This is a genomic window from Buchnera aphidicola (Hyperomyzus lactucae) (genome assembly GCF_005081705.1).
In the GTDB taxonomy this organism is placed as follows: Bacteria; Pseudomonadota; Gammaproteobacteria; order Enterobacterales; family Enterobacteriaceae; genus Buchnera; species Buchnera aphidicola_Y.
Genome location: NZ_CP034876.1, coordinates 25,150 through 47,006, shown reverse-complemented (window position 1 = coordinate 47,006; position 21,857 = coordinate 25,150). Strand labels below are relative to the sequence as shown.

Here is a 21,857-nt window from a genome sequence, read left to right as displayed (position 1 = left end):
ATGAGTAAAATTATTAAAAGAATGAAAAATATTAAAAAAAATATTAATTGCAAAAAATTATATCACATTGATGAACTTATCAGTATATTAAAAGAATCATCTAACGTAAAATTTAATGAAAGTATTGATATTTCTATTAATTTAGGCATAAATTCTAAAAAATCAGATCAAAATATTCGAGGAGCAACAGTATTACCTAATGGTATTGGACGTTCTGTTCGAGTAGCTGTATTTACGCAAGGTGATAATGTTCAAATGGCTAAAAATGCGGGTGCCGAATTAATAGGAATGAACGATTTAGTTGAAAAAATTAAAAAAGAAGGTGTTAATTTTAACGTTGCTATCGCTTCACCAGACGCAATGAAATCCGTAACACAATTAGGACAAATACTTGGTCCTCGTGGTTTGATGCCTAATCCTAAGTTGGGTACGGTGACTACAAATATTTATGAAGCTGTTAAAAATGCCAAAACAGGTCAAGTCCGTTATCGTAACGATAAGAATGGAATTATTCATGCTACCATTGGTAGAATCAATTTCGATAAAAATTCTATAAAAGAAAACTTTAATGTATTTTTGGAATCTATAAAAAAGTCAAAACCACCACATTCTAAAGGAACATATATAAAAAAAATAGTATTATCGACAACTATGGGAATTGGATTAATCGTCGATCAATCTACTTTATCTTTTTAATAAAATGATTTCTACTTTACGCTATAAAAAAAATTATCTATAATAGAATCCCCTTTTTTTAATCGGCATCTAAAATTATTTTTAGTTTAATATACCTAAGAATTAATCTGATTCTAATACTACAAATTTACTATTCAATCATTTTTTATAGTTATAGTACACTAGCATATAAATTATATTTTAAAAAAATATTATTATATTAAAAATTTTTGTCACAATATTAGTTGAAAAATTATTTCTCTATAAATAAGGATAATCCGATATATGGCATTAAATCTGAATCAAAAAAAAATAATTGTATCTAAAATCCATAAAATATCTAATGCAGCACTATCTATGATCACTGCAGACTCTCAAGGTATTTGCGTTAATAAATTAAATCAGTTAAGAAAATCTGGACGTGAAATTGGAGTGACTATGAGTGTAGTTCAAAACACTCTGCTATCATTAGCAATTAAAAATACTATTTTTGAATGTTTAAAAAAAAAAATAAAAGGTTCTACCTTTATAGCTTATTCTATGATACATCCAGGTAGCGGCGCTAGGTTATTTCAGGAATTTTCAAAAAAAAATACAAATTTTAAAATTACAGGAGCTGCTTTTGAAGGAAAATTACTCTCTATCACAGAAATTAATAAACTTGCAGAAATGCCTACTTATAAAGAAGCAATAATAAAACTTCTATTCATATTGAAGATGGCGATTGCAGGAAAACTTATTTATACATTATCCGCTATCAAAAAGAAAAAAGAAACTTCTTAAAGGTTATTATTTTTGATGTATTAATAACATCTAAAATAATTCTAATTTTTATTAGGAATTATTGTTATGTCTATTACTAAAGAACAAATCTTAGAAGCTGTATCAGAAATGTCTGTTATGAATGTTGTAGATCTTATTTCCGCAATGGAAGAAAAGTTTGGAGTTTCTGCTAGTATGCCTATTAATTCCAATAATAATCATGAAAAAGATTCACATGAAGAAAAAACAGAATTTGATATTTTTTTAAAAGTTATTGGACCAAATAAAGTATCAGTAATTAAAACGGTACGCAGTGCTACTGGTCTAGGTTTAAAAGAAGCTAAAGATTTAGTAGAATCAGCTCCAATAGTTTTAAAAGAAAATATTAGTAAAGAAGATGCGGAATCACTTAAAAAAACATTGGAAGATGTTGGTGCTGAAATCGAAATTAAATAAATATATTAAATATTATAATTTAATTAATTTTCAAGCACGGCTGGTGATTTTAATTCACCAGCCTTTTGATTAAAATAAATTCAAATTATTGTCTACAAAAAAACAATTAAATTCTCTAAAAATTAAAACTGTCTCCCCTTCAGACAAAAAGATAAATTTATTTTTAACTTATCTGTCAGCGAGCTTAGGAACCCCATGGTTTACTCTTATACCGAAAAAAAACGTATTCGTAAAGATTTTGGTAAGCGTCCCCAAGTTTTAGATATACCATATCTTCTTTCGATTCAATTAGATTCTTTTAAAAAATTTATCGAACCAGATTTAGAAGGTCAATACGGATTGGAAGCAGCATTTCGTTCTGTTTTTCCTATTCGTGGTTATAATAGCAATTCTGAACTTCAATATGTGAGTTATCGTTTAGGAGAAGCAATATTTGATGTAAAAGAATGTCAAATAAGAGGTGCTACTTATTCAGCACCATTAAGAGTAAGATTACGACTTGTTATTTACGAACGTGATATATTAGAAGCTACTGTTAAAGATATTAAAGAACAAGAAGTTTATATGGGTGAAATACCCTTGATGACAGAAAACGGAACATTTATTATAAATGGAACAGAAAGAGTAGTTGTTTCTCAGTTACACCGTAGTCCTGGAGTTTTTTTTGATAGTGACAAAGGTAAAACACATTCTTCGGGAAAAGTTCTCTATAATGCACGTATTATCCCTTACAGGGGATCTTGGTTAGATTTTGAATTCGATCCAAAAGATAATTTGTTTGTAAGAATCGATAGACGTAGAAAACTACCGGTTAGTATTATTTTACGTGCTCTTGATTATAATACTGAAGAAATATTAGACATTTTTTTTGAAAAGAATATTTTTAAAATAGAAGATAAAAAAATTCAATTAGAACTAATTCCTGAACGACTTCGAGGAGAAACTGCATCGTTTAATATTAAAAAAAATGGAAAAATATATGTAGAAAAAGGTCGTCGTATTACCGCTAGACATATTCAAGAATTAAAAAATCAACAAATAGAATCTATTACAGTTCCAATAGAATATATTTTAGGGAGAATTGTATCTAAAAACTATACAGATAAACAAACAGGCGAAATAATTATTTTTGCTAATACAGAACTATCTTTAGAAATACTAGAAAAGTTAAAAAAATCAGGATTTTCTTCTATTGAAACACTTTTTACTAATGATTTAGATCATGGTCCATATATCTCAGAAACATTACGTATAGATTCGGCTCATGATCGCATGAGCGCTTTAATAGAAATTTATCGAGTAATGAGACCAGGAGAACCTCCTACTAAAGAAGCAACAGAAAACTTATTTGAAAATTTATTTTTTTCTGAAGATAGATATGATCTATCTTCTGTGGGCAGAATGAAATTTAATAGATCTCTTCTACGTAAAGAAATTCATGGTTCGGGTATTTTAAATAAACAAGATATAATTGACGTTATAAAAAAAATAATTGATATACGGAATGGAAAAGGAGAAGTAGATGATATTGATCATTTAGGTAACCGACGCGTTAGATCAGTAGGAGAAATGGCTGAAAATCAATTTAGAATTGGTTTGGTAAGAGTTGAAAGAGCCGTTAAAGAAAGATTGTCTATTGGTGATTTAGATACTCTAATGCCACAAGATATGATTAATGCCAAACCAATATCTGCTGCTGTTAAAGAATTTTTTGGTTCTAGTCAATTATCCCAATTTATGGATCAAAATAATCCTTTATCAGAAATCACACATAAAAGACGCATTTCAGCATTAGGACTAGGTGGTTTAACTAGAGAAAGAGCGGGATTTGAAGTTCGAGATGTTCATCCAACGCATTATGGACGTGTATGCCCCATAGAAACACCAGAAGGTCCAAATATTGGATTAATTAATTCTTTATCTGTATATGCTCAAACCAATTTGTATGGATTTTTAGAAACACCTTATCGTAAAGTTCGGAATGGTTTAGTCACTAAAGAAATACATTATCTATCTGCCATAGAAGAAGGAAACTATATTATTGCACAAGCCAATACTAATATTGATAAATCTGGTTTTTTTATCGATGATTTAGTAACTTGTAGAAACAAAGGTGAATCTAGTCTATTTAATCAAAATCAAGTTGATTATATGGATGTTTCTACGCAACAGATCGTATCGGTTGGCGCATCTTTAATTCCGTTTCTCGAGCATGATGATGCAAATAGGGCTTTAATGGGAGCCAATATGCAACGTCAAGCAGTGCCTACTCTTCGAGCAGAAAAACCATTAGTTGGAACAGGAATGGAACGAGCGGTAGCAGTAGATTCAGGTGTAACGGCAGTAGCCAAAAGAAGTGGTTTTATTCAATACGTAGATGCTTCTCGAATAGTAATTAAAGTCAATGAAATAGAAATGAACTCAGAAGAAGCCGGAATAGATATTTACAATTTAACGAAATACACACGATCTAATCAAAACACTTGTATTAATCAACAACCTTGTGTCAATTTAGGCGAAAAAATTAAAAAAGGTGATGTTTTAGCAGATGGACCATCTACTGATTTAGGTGAGTTGGCATTAGGACAAAATATGCGTGTAGCATTTATGCCTTGGAATGGATACAATTTTGAAGATTCAATCTTAGTATCAGAAAGGGTCGTACAAGAGGATCGATTTACTACTATTCATATTCAAGAACTATCATGCATATCGCGAGATACTAAATTAGGACCAGAAGAAATTAGTTCAGATATACCTAATGTAGGAGAAGCTGCACTATCTAAACTAGATGAATCTGGTATTGTTTATATTGGAGCGGAAGTTACTGGAGGTGATATTTTAGTAGGAAAAGTAACTCCAAAAGGAGAAACACAATTAACACCAGAAGAAAAGCTATTACGCGCTATTTTTGGCGAAAAAGCATCCGATGTCAAAGATTCTTCATTAAGAGTTCCTAATGGAGTATCAGGTACTGTAATAGATGTACAAATATTCACAAGAGATGGCGTCAAAAAAGATAAAAGAGCTTTAGAAATCGAAGATATGCAGTTGAAAAAAGCAAAAAAAGATCTTACTGAAGAATTCAAAATATTTGAATCCAGCTTATTCGTTCATATAAAGAAAACTCTTATATCTTTTAATATTGAGGTAGAAAAGCTTAATAATCTATCTTTTGAAAAATGGTTTTCGATAGAAACAACAGAAAAAGATCAAAAAAAAGAAATAGAAAAACTTGAAAAACAACATAATGAATTAAAGGAAGAATTTGATAAAAAAATTGAGATCAAACGCCGAAAAATAACACAAGGAGATGATCTTGCTCCTGGTGTCTTAAAAATAGTAAAAGTATATCTAGCGGTTAAGCGTCAAATTCAACCTGGTGACAAAATGGCGGGAAGACATGGTAATAAAGGAGTAATTTCTAAAATTAATCCCATTGAAGATATGCCTTACGATGAAAATGGTATGCCAGTTGATATCGTTTTAAATCCGTTAGGTGTACCTTCTCGTATGAATATTGGACAAATATTAGAAACACATTTGGGAATGGCGGCTAAAGGAATCGGTGATAAAATAAACAAAATGCTCAAAAAAGAAGAAAAAATATCTAATTTGCGAAAATTCATCCAAAAAGCTTTTGATTTAGGAAAAAATTTACGTCAAAAAGTAGATTTAGATGCATTTTCTAACGAAGAAATATTATGCCTAGCAAATAATTTAAAAAACGGTATTCCTATTGCCACCCCAGTATTTGACGGTGCAGAAGAACATGAAATCAAACAGTTATTAGAGCTTGCAGACTTGCCTACTTCTGGACAAATTAAACTTTTTGATGGAAGAACTGGTGAAAAATTTGAAAGACCTGTTACAGTGGGCTATATGTACATGTTGAAATTAAATCATTTAGTAGATGATAAAATGCATGCTCGATCCACTGGTTCTTATAGTTTAGTAACTCAACAACCATTAGGTGGAAAAGCACAATTTGGTGGACAACGTTTTGGTGAAATGGAAGTTTGGGCACTGGAAGCGTATGGAGCCTCTTATACATTACAGGAAATGTTAACTGTAAAATCTGATGACGTAAATGGAAGAACTAAAATGTATAAAAATATTGTAGATGGAAATCATCAAATGGAGCCTGGAATGCCAGAATCTTTTAATGTACTGTTAAAAGAAATCAGATCATTAGGTATTAATATTGAACTAGAAAGCGAATAAAGGTAGAAGTGCTAACAACTTATAAAAAATATTTATAGATCTATTACCTTAATAAGTTTAACTCCGACGGGAGCTAATGCGTGAAAGATTTACTAAAATTTCTAAAATCCCAAACTAAAAATGAAGATTTTGATGCTATTAAAATTTCATTAGCTTCACCTGATATGATTAGATCTTGGTCATTTGGTGAAGTAAAAAAACCTGAAACTATTAACTATCGTACATTTAAACCTGAGAGAGATGGATTATTTTGTGCTCGTATTTTTGGTCCAGTAAAAGATTATGAGTGTTTGTGTGGTAAATATAAAAGATTAAAACACCGCGGTGTTATCTGTGAAAAATGTGGAGTCGAAGTAACACAAAGTAAAGTTAGACGTGAACGAATGGGTCATATAGAACTGTCTTCACCTACTGCTCATATTTGGTTTTTAAAATCTTTACCATCAAGAATAGGTTTATTGTTAGATATGCCTTTAAGAGATATTGAAAGAGTACTATATTTTGAATCTTATGTTGTTACAGAAGCAGGTATGACTACGCTTGAAAAACGTCAAATACTAACTGAAGAACAATATCTAGATTCATTAGAAGAATTTGGAGATGAATTTCATGCAACTATGGGAGCAGAAGCGATTCAATTTTTATTAAAAGATATTAATTTAATACAAGAATGCAATACATTAAGAATAGAATTAAATGATACCAATTCTGAAACCAAAAAGAAAAAATTAACAAAAAGAATTAAATTATTAGAAGCTTTTATTCAATCTCACAATAAACCCGAATGGATGATTCTGACTGTGCTACCAGTATTGCCGCCTGATCTTAGACCATTAGTACCATTAGACGGAGGAAGATTTGCAACATCAGATTTAAACGATTTATATCGTCGAGTAATCAATAGAAATAATCGTCTTAAACGTTTATTAGATTTAGCAGCTCCAGATATAATTGTACGTAATGAAAAAAGAATGTTACAAGAAGCAGTCGATGCTTTACTAGATAACGGAAGGAGAGGGAGAGCAATTACAGGATCAAATAAAAGACCTCTAAAATCACTAGCTGATATGATTAAAGGAAAGCAAGGACGATTTCGACAAAATCTTCTTGGAAAACGTGTAGATTATTCTGGTCGATCAGTCATTACTGTAGGTCCTTACCTTCGCTTACATCAATGTGGCTTGCCTAAAAAAATGGCATTAGAACTTTTTAAACCATTTATATATGGAAAACTAGAAGTTCGTGGTTTAGCAACAACTATTAAAGCAGCAAAAAAAATGGTAGAAAGAGAAGAATCAGTAGTCTGGGACATTCTTGATGAAGTAATTCGCGAACATCCAGTTCTTTTAAACCGAGCACCCACTTTGCATAGGCTAGGTATACAAGCATTTGAACCAGTTCTTATAGAAGGAAAAGCTATCCAGTTACATCCATTAGTATGCGCCGCTTATAATGCTGATTTCGATGGAGATCAAATGGCTGTACATGTACCATTAACTCTTGAATCTCAATTAGAAGCTAGAGCTTTAATGATGTCTATTAATAATATTTTATCTCCGGCTAACGGAGAACCAATTATTGTACCTTCTCAAGACGTTGTTTTAGGTTTGTATTATATGACTCGTGAAAAAATCAATGGTAAAGGAGAAGGTATGTTATTAAATGGTTCTAATGAGGCTGAAAAAGTATATCGATTAGGCATTGCTGAATTGCATTCTCTAGTAAGAGTCCGAATAGTAGAATATGAAAAAAATATAGATCAAAGTTTTACTCCAATAAAAAAAATCATTCATACTACTATAGGTCGCGCTATTTTATGGATGATTATTCCTAAAGGATTACCTTTTAGTATTGTTAATCAGACTTTGGGTAAAAAAGACATTTCTAAAATGCTTAATACTTGTTATCGCATTTTAGGACTTAAACCTACTGTTTTTTTTGCTGATCAAATTATGTATACCGGATTTGCTTATGCAGCAAGATCTGGTGCTTCAGTTGGTATTGATGATATGGTAATACCGGAAAAAAAAGCTAATATTATCAACGAAGCAGAAATTGAAGTTGCTGAAATACAAGAACAGTTTCAATCTGGATTAGTTACAGCAGGCGAAAGATATAATAAAGTAATTGATATTTGGGCAGCTGCTAATGAACGCGTTGCTAAAGCGATGATGGAAAATTTATCTACAGAATCTGTTATAAATAAAAAAGGACAAAAACAAAAACAGGTATCTTTCAATAGTATATTTATGATGGCAGATTCAGGGGCTCGAGGTTCTGCTGCACAAATTCGTCAGTTAGCAGGAATGAGAGGATTAATGGCAAAACCTGATGGCTCTATTATTGAAACACCGATCACTGCTAATTTCCGCGAAGGTTTAAATGTATTACAATATTTTATTTCTACTCATGGAGCACGTAAAGGACTAGCAGATACTGCATTAAAAACTGCTAATTCTGGATATTTAACACGTCGTTTAGTAGATGTAGCACAAGATTTAGTTGTAACACAAGACGATTGTCAAACACATGAAGGAATTTTAATGACTCCATTAATTGAAGGGGGAGATGTAAAAGAACCATTACGTGAACGTGTTTTAGGTCGTGTTACTGCTGAAAATATTGTAAGTCCGAATACTAATAATATATTAATCAGAAGAAATACATTATTAAATGAAGAATGGTGTGATCTTTTAGATGATAATTCTATAGATAATGTTAAAGTAAGATCAGTAGTAAATTGCGATACTGATTTTGGTGTATGCGCTTATTGTTATGGTAGAGATTTAGCTAGGGGTCATTTAGTAAACAAAGGAGAAGCGATTGGAGTAATTGCAGCTCAATCTATTGGAGAACCAGGCACACAGCTCACTATGAGAACTTTTCATATTGGTGGTGCAGCATCAAGAGCTGCAGCCGAATCTAGCATTCAAATAAAAAACCAAGGCATTATAAATCTTAACAATGCAAAATCTGTAACTAATTCTGCTGGTAAAATAGTAATTACTTCAAGAAATGTTGAACTGAATATTATTGACAATTTTGGTAGAACAAAAGAAAGTTATAAAGTACCTTATGGAGCAATCATGGCCAAAGGAGACGGTGAAAAAGTTAATTCTGGAGAAACTGTGGCAAAATGGGATCCACACACCATGCCAGTTATTACAGAAGTTAATGGTTTAGTGCGTTTTGTAGATATGATAGATGGTCAAAGTATTACGAGACAAGCAGACGAATTAACAGGATTATCTTCTATAGTAATATTAGATACAGCAGAAAGAATGTCGATTGGAAAAGATTTAAGACCAGCATTAAAGATTATTGATAGTAATGGAAAAGATGTTCTTATTTCAGGAACAGACATGCCTGCTCAATATTTTTTACCTGGTAAAGCTATTGTTCAGCTTGATGACGGTGTTCAAATCAGTTCTGGTGATACTTTAGCAAGAGTTCCACAAGAATCTGGAGGTACTAAAGATATTACTGGTGGACTTCCAAGAGTTGCTGATTTATTTGAAGCTAGACGTCCAAAAGAATTAGCAATTTTAGCTGAAATTAGTGGAATCGTATCTTTTGGAAAAGAAACTAAAGGAAAAAGAAGATTAGTTATCACACCAGTAGATGGTAGCGATGCGTATGAAGAAATGATCCCTAAATGGAGACAATTAAATGTTTTTGAAGGAGAAAGAGTAGAACGAGGTGATGTTATATCTGATGGACCAGAATCACCACATGATATTCTTAGATTAAGAGGTGTTCAAGCTGTAACTAGATATATTGTAAATGAAGTACAAGAAGTATATCGTCTACAAGGTGTGAAAATTAACGATAAACATATTGAAGTAATTATAAGACAAATGCTACGCAAAGCCACTATAGTTAAATCAGGAGATTCTGATTTTTTAGACGGTGAACAAGTTGAGTTTTCTCGTGTAAAAATATCAAATCGTATTCTAGATAAAAAGAAGAAAAAATTAGCTACTTTTTCAAGAGATTTATTAGGAATTACTAAAGCCTCACTAGCAACAGAATCTTTTATATCCGCTGCTTCCTTTCAAGAGACAACAAGAGTATTAACAGAATCTGCAGTTGCAGGAAAAAAAGATGAATTAAGAGGATTAAAAGAAAATGTAATTGTTGGACGTTTAATTCCTGCAGGTACGGGATATGCATATCATAAAGAACGTTTTAACCGCCGTCAAAAAAAACAGAATAATCCAACAGTAAGTAGTTCTCAAATTAGTGCCGAAGAAGCCTCTGCTAGTCTTTCAGAATTATTAAATTCTACTCTTACGAAAAATGATTGTCTTTAATATTTTATATATATCTAAATTATGGCTGCTCTTAAAAGCAGCCAAAGTAAAAAGATAACAACTTTTCATTTAATATCAAAATATGAGACATTATCGTTTAAAATATAATTATATTCTTTAAAAAATAACTCCTTAAATAAAGTTATAACATTTTTTGAGATTGTCATTGTTCTTTATTCAAATAAAAATATATTTTATATAATAAAATTATTTAATATAAATAAAACTATCTTAACAAAAAATTATTCAATTTCAATTGTATTTCAATAATATTAAAATTAAGATTAATCTTTTTGAAGAGAAAATACTTTTAAAGTATTTATACAGTATCTGTGTAGTGTATTTTAAAGAAATATTCAATATATTATATATATTTAATATTTATATATTACTAAATTTTTACATAAAATTTCATATTTTTATAAGAATAGAGTATCTTTCAATAAAAAATATATTTTTTCTTTTTATATCAAATATATATAGAAAAATTTATGTATAAAACAATATTTTGTTAATATAAATTTTTCTACTTGAATTTATCAAAATAGCATCTAAATGCATCATTAAGTTTTACATTTAAAATAAGAAAAGGAAAAATAATGAATAAAACACAATTAATTAATGTTATCTCTAAAAAATCTAATTTATCTAAGATGCAAGCTAAATCCACTTTAGAAGCAACATTATCAACTATTATTGAATCTTTAAAAAAAGGAGAATCTGTACAAATAGTTGGTTTTGGTACTTTCAAAGTCAATTTAAGATCTTCTCGTACAGGAAGAAATCCTCAAACAGGAAAAGAAATACAAATTCCCGCCACAAAAGTTCCTAGTTTTACATCTGGTAAAACATTAAAAAATGCGATTAAATAATATCATATAATTATATTTAAAAAAATATTTGCGGGGCATTGTTATGCCCCTAAGGCACAAATATTTTATTTTTTCAAACGGTCATTATATCTATAAAAACATTCTAGATGTGGAAAAAAATTCATATTATATAATGAAACATTTAATATTTTATAACAAAGAAAATACATTATGTCATCAAGTAGTATTATAAAAAATGCTTTAATAAGTGTTTCAGAAAAAACAAATATTTTAGCCATCGCAAAAATATTAATAAAAAACAAGATTAATTTATTTTCAACTGGAGGTACAGCTCAAACTTTAAAAAAAAATAATATACCAGTTATAGAAATAGCAGATTATACAAAATTCCCTGAAATAATGAATGGACGTGTTAAAACATTACATCCAAAAATTATGGGTGGTATTTTAAGAAGAGGAGATGAAGATGAAGACATTATGAAATTATATAATATTCATCCAATAGATATAGTTATTGTGAATTTTTATCCATTTAAAAACATTCAAAATACTCCAAAGAACAACATAGATGATATTATAAATAATATTGATATAGGTGGACCCACACTCGTACGTGCAGCTGCAAAAAATTACAAACATGTCATAGTTATAGTGGATCTTCGTGATGTTTTTTCTATTATCAATTCTATTAATAAAAATAGTATGAACATAGAAACAAGATTTAATTTAGCATCAAAGGCATTTCAATATACATTGTCTTATGAAAAGATTATTTCAAAATATTTTGTAGAAAAAAATAGTTTTAAGAAAACTCATATCAATAATTTATTTCCTAAAAAAATTAACTTTTCTTTTATAAAAAAACAAGATTTAAGATATGGAGAAAATCATCATCAAAAAGCATCTTTTTATATAGAAAAAAATTTATCACAAACTGGAACAGTGAGTAATGCACATCAAATTCAAGGAAAAACTTTATCATATAATAATATAGCAGATGCTGATGTAGCATTAGAATGTGTAAAAGAATTTAGCAAACCCGCGTGCGTTATTGTAAAACACGGTAATCCATGTGGTGTTGCAATAAGTAGCAATCTTTTAGAATCATATTTATTAGCATATCATGCTGATCCTGTTTCAGCATTTGGTGGTATAATTGCTTTCAATGGTATATTAGATGAGAAAATAGCTGAAAAAATCGTAACAAACCATTTTGTAGAAGTTATTATTGTTCCTGAAATAAATACTTTTGCAATAAAAATATTACAAAAAAAAGAAAATATAAGAGTTTTAATTACTGGAAAATTAAATAAAAAACAATCAGGATTAGATTTTAAAAGAACTACTAATGGATTACTCGTACAAGAGTATGATTCTTGTAAAATAGATTATAAATCATGGAACTTTGTTACTAAACGTTCTCCGACAGAACAAGAGTTACAGGATTCTATCTTTTGTTGGAAAGTATCTAAATTCGTGAAATCAAATGCTATTGTATACGGTCGTAATACAGTTACTATCGGAATAGGTGCCGGTCAAATGAGCAGAATTGATTCAACTAAATTAGCCAACCTCAAAGTAAAAAATCAAAGTCATAACATTATTGGTGCTACTATGGCTTCTGATGCTTTTTTCCCTTTTAGGGATGGAGTCGATAGTGCCGCATCGGTTGGTATCAGCTGTATAATTCAACCAGGAGGATCTATACGTGATAAAGAAATTATTCAAGCGGCAAATGAACATAATATAACAATGATTTTTACTAATAAACGTCATTTTAAGCATTAATCTATATATAAAATAACATTTATTAAATCATCATTTAGATTTTTTAAAATAGTCTAAAAGATGATTTAATATTTGTATGATTTAAAACTTATCAATTTAATCTATTACATTATCTTGAATTTTTTTTCTAAGTTGTTGCGTTGCTAAAACCATATTTTTTAAAGCTAACATAGTTTCATTCCAATTTCTTGTTTTTAAACCACAATCTGGATTAACCCAGATACGTTTAATAGGAATATATTTCATAGCTTTAGTTAGTAATATTCTAATTGATTCTATACTTGGTATATTAGATGAATGAATATCATATACCCCAGGACCAACTTCATTAGGATAGTGAAACTCTTTGAATGATTCTAATAATTCCATATCTGAACGGGCTGTCTCAATTGTAATTACGTCTGCATCTAATAAAGAAATGGAATCCATTATATCATTAAATTCACAATAACACATATGTGTATGAATTTGTGTTGTATTTTTAACACCTGAAGAACTTAAACGGAATGCATTAACCGCCCAGGATAAATATTCAGACCAATAACTTTTTTGTAAAGGCAAACCTTCTCGCAATGCTGGTTCATCAATTTGAATAATTTCTATTTTTGCTTTTTCTAAATCCAAAACTTCATCATGCAATGCTAAGGCAATTTGTGTTGCAATTTTTTTTAATGAAATATCTTCTCTAGGAAAAGACCAAAATAAAATCGTAACTGGTCCAGTTAACATACCTTTAACTGGTTTTTTTGTTATAGACTGAGCATATTTAGACCATTCTACGGTAATCGGTTTAGGACGACTGATATCACCAATAATAATGGGAGGTTTTACACAACGTGAACCATAACTTTGCACCCATCCGTTACTTGTAAATATAAATCCATCTAAATGTTCACCAAAATATTCTACCATATCATTTCGTTCTAATTCACCATGAACTAAAACATCTATATCCAATTCTTCTTGTATTTTTATTACTTTTTTAATATTTTTCTTAATTTCTAATGAATATTTTTCTTCATTTATCAATCCTAATTTAAAATCATGTCTTAATTTTCTTATTTTAATAGTTTGAGGGAAAGATCCAATAGTTGTCGTGGGTAAAATAGGTAAATTAAATTTTTTCTTCTGTTCCACAGAACGATATTCATAAGAATTTAAACGTCGATATTGATCGATTGAAATATCAGATAAACGCTGTTCTACTTCATTTTTATGTACTCTTGGAGAAAAACTACGATTATGAATAGGTAAACTCCATTTTTTGATAGAATCAATATTGTCATTGTTTAAAGAATCTGACAATAATGCTAATTCTGTGCATTTTTGCACGGCAAAAGAAAACCATTTTTTTGCTTCTTTATCTAAATATTTTTCTGCAGTTAAATCAATTGGAGTATGTAATAAAGAACAAGAGGAACCAATTAACAATTGCCTATTATTTTTAGAAATTTTCGAAATAGATTCAAACCATTTTACTAAATCAGCACGCCAAACATTTCGGCCATTAATAACACCTAATGATAACATCCACTCTGATGGTATTTTAGAATTAAAATCAACTATGTTATAACTTCCATGTACTAAATCAATATGAATACCTTCAATTGGTAAATTACGAATAAATTCAATATTATGTTCTATACTATCAAAATATGTTGTGAGTAATAATTTTGTCACTCCATATAATTCTTTATACACGTAAGAATAAGCATCCTTCCATTTTTGTGGTAATTCTAAAACTAAAGCAGGTTCATCCATTTGAACAAAATCAACACCTCGATTAGACAGTTCTTTTAAAACATGTTTATATATAGGAATAATGTCTTGTAAAATATCGAGACGATCAAAAGATTTTCCTTTTACTTTTCCTAACCAAAGATATGTAATTGGACCTAGAATAACAGGTTTAATTTTATAACCTAATAATAATGCTTCATCTACTTCATCTAAAAGCTGCTTCCAAGAAAACTTCAAAACTTTATTTTTATAAAATTCAGGAACAATATAATGATAATTAGTATTAAACCATTTAGTCATTTCTGAAGCAGGAATATCTGGTGAACAACCTCGAGCAATACGAAATAAACAATCTATGTCAATAGAATTAAGGCTATTATGTCTTTCTGGAATATTCCCTAACATCATAGTAGTAGTTAATACATGATCATACCAAGCAAAATCTCCAACTGGTATATAATCAATTCCAGATTCTTTTTGAATTTGCCAATGCTTTTTTCGTAATTCATATCCAATCAATAGCAAATCTTTGAGCAATAAATCACCCGACCAATATTTTTCTTGAGCTTTTTTTAACTCTCGATTTAAACCTATTCTTGGAAATCCGAGAGTGTGATTTAAAATTTTCATTTATATATCCTATTCTTTATAATTAACTTATTAAATTTATAATTGCTTTATTCAAAAAAGATATTCTATAATTCTAGCATTAAGGGAAATTAGCAAGCATAAATAGTTAATTCTAGACATGAAGGAATCTCATGATTGAAATAAAACATCTTCGAACACTGCAAGCTTTAAAACATAATGGTTCATTAAGTTCCGCTGCCATTCAACTTCATCAAACACAATCAGCAATATCTCATCAGTGTAACGAATTAGAAAAAAAATTAGGATTTAAATTATTTATTAGAAAAAGCAATCCTATAAAATTTACTATTCAAGGAAAAATTTTACTTCAATTATCTGAGGAAATACTACCTAAAATACAAAAAGCAATAAAATCATGCGCAATATCTCATCATATGATTATTCGATTAGCTATTGAATGTCACAGCTGTATTCAATGGTTAACACCAGCATTAAAAATTTTTCAAAAAAAATGGCCAAAAGTAGAAATAGATTTTTATTCTGATATGATTTTTAGTCCTCAACCATCCCTACAACAAGGTAAACTAGACATTGTATTAACCTCTGAAGTACTTCCAAGAAGTAACGTATTTTACGCACCCATTTTTGACTTCGAAGTACGTTTAGTATTATCTCCTCATCATCCCCTTGTTTTAAAGAAAAACAACATCGTTCCAGAAGATCTTGCAGCTGAAATATTAATGACTTATCCGATTCAGAGACATAGACTAGATATATGGAAACATTTTTTACAACCAGCTGGTATAATACCTATTTTTAAAAATGTCAATAATACATTTCTTTTAATTCAGATGGTATCAGCTCAAATGGGAATTGCCGCACTACCTCATTGGGTAGTAGATAATTTTGAACGTCAAGGTCTAATTGTAACAAAAAAAATAGGAAACGGGATATGGAGACGATTATATGCGGCAATACGTAATGGTGAAGAAAAAGAATTAGTTATAAAAACTTTTATTCATTCTATACGTTTACATGCTTGTAATCATTTGAAATTTATTCGTGGTCTACTAAAACCACATTTTTTTTAAAATATTTTTTCGTTCTATTTTAATGGGATAAAAAATTTATCATATTTTTTTATGTTTTATAAAAATTTCATCTAAACGTTTTGCTACACCATTATTATTATTACTATCAATAATTTCAATATTTGGCAATGCATTTTTTAAACATGAATCTGCATTTTTCATTATATATGCTTGTCCAGAAATAGTAAGCATATCTAAATCATTCATTCCATCTCCAAAAGCAATACAGCTATCTAAAGGGATTCCTAGTAAATGAGATATTAATCTTACTCCATGACCTTTCGAAGTTTTTCCTGATACTACTTCTAAACAACCAGGTACTGAAAAACTGATGTTAACTTTTTCACCCCAAATATCTATAATTTTTTTTTCGAGAATATATAATTTTTCAAAATTGTTACTTGTAAAGAATATTTTACAAATATTATCAAATGCAAATTTATCAGGAGTAAAATACTCATATTGTAATGATGATAAAGCTGAACAAAATTTGTTGTTTACTTTATTGTTATTAACAAACCATCTATTTTTTTTGTATACCTGAGTAATAATATCTTTTTCTAAATATTTTATTTTACATAATTGTGATGCAATTTCTTTGTCCAAACAATCACTAAATATTAATTGATTATCTAAATCATAAATTTTAGCACCGTTAGAAGCAATAATGAAAGATCTTATTTTTAAGATATCTCTAATTTCTATTATATCAACATGATGACGACCTGAGGCTAAAATAAAAAAAATATTTTTTTTTGCTAATAGTTGTATAATTTCTTTAGTATATTCTGTTATTGTATTTTTTGAAGAAAGTAAAGTACCATCTAAATCTACTGCAATAATTCTACGCATAGCATTATAACCTCAACGATATATTATAATACATTTTATCCCAGGATAAATATATTATATATATATTAAAAAATTACTTATCAAAAGTATCTACATTGGTCAATTAATCATACTCGATAAAAAAGTTTTATTAAGTATAAGTATATTAATCAAATTTTTATAAAAAAGGCTATTTTTTATGTTAAAAAAAGAAATTGTTGTAGTAATACTTGCTGCTGGAAAAGGAAGTAGAATGAAATCTAACTACCCCAAAGTATTACATTCTTTAGGAGGAAAAACAATTTTAGAACATGTAATTCAAACAGCAAAATCTATAAAACCTAAAAAAATTATAATAGTTTATAGTAATATAAAACTTATTTCATCTAATATTGATAATATTCCTATGGAATGGGTAATACAAAAAAACCCACAAGGAACGGGACAAGCTATACTATTAGCCGTTCAAACACTGTCAAATTATGAAGATGTAGTAGTTTTATATGGAGACGTACCATTGATTTCAGTAGAATCAATAAAAAAATTACAAAATTCTAAAAAAAAATCAAAGATTAGTCTCTTAACTGCAAAACTAAAAAATCCTAAAGGATATGGACGTGTTTTACGTCAAAAAGGAGAAGTTATAGGTATAGTAGAAGAACAAGATACAACTCTTGAACAAAAAAATATTAAAGAAATATATTCCGGTGTTTTTATGGCTAATAGTGAAGATTTAAAAAGATGGTTGAGAAAAATTAATAATAAAAATAAAAAAAAAGAATTTTATGCAACTGATATTATATCTTTATCTTATCTTGAAAATAATTTTATTACAACAGTACAACCATCGAATTTTGAAGAAATATTAGGAGTAAATAATAAATTACAACTGTCTATTTTAGAAGACATTTTTCAAAAGAAACAAATCAATACATTACTTATGGCTGGAGTTACATTAAAAGATCCATCTCATTTTATTTTAAGAGGAACACTAAAACACGGAAAAAATATTGAAATAGATACAGGAGTTGTTCTAGAAAAAAATATTATTTTAGGTGATGACGTTACCATCGGTCCTGGATGTATTATAAAAAATAGTATTATTGACAGTAAAACTAATATTAAAGCTTATACAATTATAGAGAATGCTAAAATAGGAAAAAATTGTACTATAGGTCCTTTTTCACATTTACGATCAAATACTTTATTAGATAAAGATGTTCAAATAGGAAATTTTGTTGAAATAAAAGATAGTACTATAAAAATAAAATCTAAGGTAAAACACTTAAGTTATCTTGGTAATTCTGAAATTGGTGCTAAAGTAAATATTGGAGCCGGTAGTATTACATGTAATTATGATGGTGCGAATAAATTAAAAACAATTATTGGTGACAATGTTTTAGTTGGTTCTAATACACAATTAATAGCACCTATTACAATTGCTAAAGATACAACTATTGCAGCGGGTACAACTTTAACAAAAGATGTTAATACTTCTTGTTTAGTTTATAATAAAAAAGAACAAAAATATAAAAAAAACTGGATACGTCCTAGTAAGTTTTATAAAAAATAATTTTTACAATCTATTTAAAAAAAAATATTTTTATTTAAAAATACTATTTTAATTAAAAAAGGTATCAATATGTGTGGTATTGTTGCTGCAGTAACACAACGTAATATTACTAATTTTCTTGTTGAAGGCATTAAAAAATTAGAATATAGAGGATATGATTCTTCAGGATTAGCTATTATAGATTATAAAAACAATATTATTAGAATTCGTTGTGTTGGAAAAGTTAACGAATTAATAAAAAAGGTATATAAAAAAAAAATATTAGGTAATATTGGTATGGCTCATACTCGATGGGCCACTCATGGAAAAGTTTCAAAAGCAAACACTCATCCACATATTTCTTCAAATATAATTGTTGTTCATAATGGAATTATTGAAAATAGTTCTATATTACGTCTTTTTTTACAAAAAAAAGGATATATATTTTATTCTGATACTGATACCGAGGTAATTGCTCATCTATTACATTGGGAACAAAATAAAAAAAAAGATCCCCTTAAAAAAACAATACAAAATAGTATAGAAAAATTATATGGAAATTATAGTATGGTTGTAATAGATAAAAACAATCCATCACGATTAATAGCAGTAAGATCTAGAAGTCCATTAGTTATAGGATTGGGATTAGAAGAAAATTTTATAGCTTCTGATCAAATTGCATTACTAAATATAACAAAACGTTTTATATATTTAGAAGAAGGTGATATCGCTGTCGTTACAAGAAAAAGAATCGATATTTTTAATAAAAATAGTACTATAACAAAAAGAAAAGAAATAATATCTAATACAGAATATAAGTCAGTAAAAAAAGGAAAATATCGTCATTTTATGGAAAAAGAAATATATGAACAACCCGAATCCATTCGAAAAACTTTAGAAAACCGTTTAAAAAATAATAGTAAAATATATTTTTCTGAATTAGGACTTAAAGAAAATAATTTATTTTATCATGCAGAACATATTCAAATCGTTGCCTGTGGAACTTCATATAATGCAGCTATGGTTTCTAGATATTGGTTTGAATCACTTGCAAATATTCCTTGCGATGTTGAAATAGCATCTGAATTTTCGTCAAGAAAATTAGCTCTAAGAAAAAAAAGTTTATTAATTACTTTATCACAATCAGGTGAAACTGCAGATACATTATCAGCATTAAGATGCTCTAAAAATCTCGGATATTTAGGAAATTTAACTATATGTAATATGGAAAGTTCATCTTTAGTAAAAGAATCTGATTGTTGTATATTAACTAAAGCAGGATTAGAAATAGGAGTTGCCTCAACAAAATCTTTTACAACTCAATTAACAGTTTTACTCATGTTAATTGCTAAAATCATTAATGTAAAAAAAGAAAAAAATAACATTTCGAATAAAATTATACAAACATTAAATATTTTACCTACTAGAATCGAAGAGATTTTAAAAAAAAATGAATTAATAAAAAATTTAGCTAATAAAATTTCTCATAAAAAAAATATATTATTTCTTGGTAGAGGAGACACATATCCTATTGCAATAGAAGGAGCTTTAAAATTAAAAGAAATTTCTTATATTCATGCGGAAGCTTATCCAGCCGGAGAGCTTAAACACGGACCTCTTGCACTTATTGATCAAAATATACCAATTATTATCATTGCTCCAAAAAACTCATTATTAAATAAAATAAAAAAGAATATCAAAGAGATATCTTTAAGAGGAGGTATAACTTATGTTTTTTCAGATCAGGAGTTTGATTATGAAGAGAACATGAACGTAATAAAAATGCCTTATGTAGAAGAATTAATAGCACCTATTTTTTATATTATCCCTCTACAACTACTTGCTTATTACGTTGCATTAAGTAAAGGAAGAGATATCGATCAACCAAGACATCTTGCTAAATCAGTAACAGTTGAATAAAATACAATCATTTGATATAAAAAAATTATTAAATTTTAAAGAGTATGAGTTTTCAACTTAAAAGAACTTAATCTCATACTCTGAAAAATATTTTTTAATAAACATTAGTTATATTTAAAATTATATTTTCAATTAAGTTTCTATAGCTATTTTTAACTTTTTCATTGCATTTTTTTCTAATTGCCGAACACGTTCTGCAGAAATTCCATAATTATTTGCTATAGTTTGCAAAGTGTTTTTTTTGTTTTTATCCAACCAACGTGCATGAATAATATCACGACTACGTTTATCAAGACCTAATAATGCATTACTGAGTTTATTCGAAGCATGTTCTTGCCAATTATTTTTTTCAACCCCATTTGCAAAATCAGATGTTTTATCTTGTAAATACTGCATAGAAGTATTAGTTCTACAATCAAAATCTTCTTCTGGCAATGGATTAAAAGTAATATCTTGAGCAGACATTCGAGATTCCATTTCTCTTACATCTCCACTACTTACGCCTAATTCTCTAGCAACGATTTGAATTTCTTCTTCATTAAACCATCCTAATCTTTTTTTGGTTTTTCTTAAATTAAAAAATAATTTTCTTTGAGATTTTGTAGTAGCTACTTTAACGATACGCCAATTACGTAATACGTATTCATGTATTTCGGATTTAATCCAATGCACAGCGAATGAGACTAATCGAACTCCTATTTCTGGATTAAATCTACGTACCGCTTTCATTAATCCTATATTACCTTCTTGTATAAGATCAGCTTGAAGTAAACCATATCCTGAATAATTACGTGAAATGTGAATAACAAAACGGAGATGGGATAAAATTAGAGTTTTTGCGGCATCTAAATCGCTGTTATAACGTAAGCGTTTAGTTAATGATTTTTCTTCTTCGATTGATAGCATCGGCCAAAGATTGGCTATTCTGATATAAGCATCTAAATTACTTGGTGGTGTTACAGATAAAATCTGTACTTTATTGATCATTTTAATTCCCGCATTAACGAATTATATTTACTGAATTATAAACATGTGGGACATATCCATCATACTGTAATTAAAAATATAAATCAAAGATTTA

General features: G+C 28.6%; 13 protein-coding genes. 10 read left to right on the top strand and 3 right to left on the bottom strand.

Annotated features, from left to right (window positions below; genetic code table 11):
* The 7 genes from rplA to purH all read left to right on the top strand — a co-directional run bounded on the left by rplA (position 1) and on the right by purH (position 13,051).
* The gene (rplA, locus tag D9V68_RS00185) at positions 1–696 is read left to right on the top strand and encodes a 50S ribosomal protein L1 (protein WP_158357188.1); all 696 of its coding nucleotides are present in this window, start codon (positions 1–3) and stop codon (positions 694–696) included.
* Positions 697–960: 264 nt separating this feature from the next.
* Positions 961–1,458: a 50S ribosomal protein L10 gene (gene rplJ, locus D9V68_RS00180; RefSeq protein ID WP_158357186.1), complete on the top strand. Its 498-nt coding sequence runs from the start codon at positions 961–963 to the stop codon at positions 1,456–1,458.
* Positions 1,459–1,524: 66 nt separating this feature from the next.
* Entirely contained in the window at positions 1,525–1,893 is a 369-nt protein-coding gene (rplL, locus tag D9V68_RS00175) for a 50S ribosomal protein L7/L12 (protein WP_158357184.1), read from the top strand.
* Between the two features lie 195 nt (positions 1,894–2,088).
* Positions 2,089–6,117 (top strand): DNA-directed RNA polymerase subunit beta, encoded by a 4,029-nt coding sequence (gene rpoB / locus D9V68_RS00170; RefSeq protein ID WP_158357181.1) that lies wholly within the window; start codon positions 2,089–2,091, stop codon positions 6,115–6,117.
* 80 nt (positions 6,118–6,197) lie between these two features.
* Positions 6,198–10,430, top strand: coding sequence for a DNA-directed RNA polymerase subunit beta' (gene rpoC, locus D9V68_RS00165; RefSeq protein WP_158357179.1), 4,233 nt, complete (start codon positions 6,198–6,200; stop codon positions 10,428–10,430).
* 581 nt (positions 10,431–11,011) lie between these two features.
* Entirely contained in the window at positions 11,012–11,302 is a 291-nt protein-coding gene (locus D9V68_RS00160; protein WP_261979610.1) for an HU family DNA-binding protein, read from the top strand.
* A gap of 171 nt (positions 11,303–11,473) precedes the next feature.
* Positions 11,474–13,051: a bifunctional phosphoribosylaminoimidazolecarboxamide formyltransferase/IMP cyclohydrolase gene (gene purH / locus D9V68_RS00155; RefSeq protein WP_158357175.1), complete on the top strand. Its 1,578-nt coding sequence runs from the start codon at positions 11,474–11,476 to the stop codon at positions 13,049–13,051.
* A gap of 96 nt (positions 13,052–13,147) precedes the next feature.
* Here the strand turns inward: purH and metE are convergent, their stop codons facing one another.
* Complete coding sequence (gene metE / locus D9V68_RS00150; RefSeq protein WP_158357173.1) at positions 13,148–15,421, bottom strand: 5-methyltetrahydropteroyltriglutamate--homocysteine S-methyltransferase; 2,274 nt, start codon at positions 15,419–15,421, stop codon at positions 13,148–13,150.
* Positions 15,422–15,552: 131 nt separating this feature from the next.
* On the opposite strand from metE, the gene metR reads away from it, so the two are divergent.
* Positions 15,553–16,473, top strand: a complete 921-nt coding sequence (metR, locus tag D9V68_RS00145) for an HTH-type transcriptional regulator MetR (RefSeq protein WP_158357171.1) — start codon at positions 15,553–15,555, stop codon at positions 16,471–16,473.
* A 39-nt stretch (positions 16,474–16,512) separates the two neighbouring features.
* Here metR and D9V68_RS00140 read toward each other — a convergent pair whose 3' ends face one another.
* Positions 16,513–17,325 (bottom strand): Cof-type HAD-IIB family hydrolase, encoded by an 813-nt coding sequence (locus D9V68_RS00140; protein ID WP_158357169.1) that lies wholly within the window; start codon positions 17,323–17,325, stop codon positions 16,513–16,515.
* 178 nt (positions 17,326–17,503) lie between these two features.
* On the opposite strand from D9V68_RS00140, the gene glmU reads away from it, so the two are divergent.
* Positions 17,504–18,877, top strand: coding sequence for a bifunctional UDP-N-acetylglucosamine diphosphorylase/glucosamine-1-phosphate N-acetyltransferase GlmU (gene glmU / locus D9V68_RS00135; RefSeq protein WP_158357167.1), 1,374 nt, complete (start codon positions 17,504–17,506; stop codon positions 18,875–18,877).
* Positions 18,878–18,946: 69 nt separating this feature from the next.
* Complete coding sequence (gene glmS, locus D9V68_RS00130; RefSeq protein WP_158357165.1) at positions 18,947–20,776, top strand: glutamine--fructose-6-phosphate transaminase (isomerizing); 1,830 nt, start codon at positions 18,947–18,949, stop codon at positions 20,774–20,776.
* A 132-nt stretch (positions 20,777–20,908) separates the two neighbouring features.
* Here the strand turns inward: glmS and rpoH are convergent, their stop codons facing one another.
* The gene (gene rpoH, locus D9V68_RS00125) at positions 20,909–21,763 is read right to left on the bottom strand and encodes an RNA polymerase sigma factor RpoH (RefSeq protein ID WP_158357162.1); all 855 of its coding nucleotides are present in this window, start codon (positions 21,761–21,763) and stop codon (positions 20,909–20,911) included.
* Positions 21,764–21,857 lie beyond the last annotated feature (94 nt).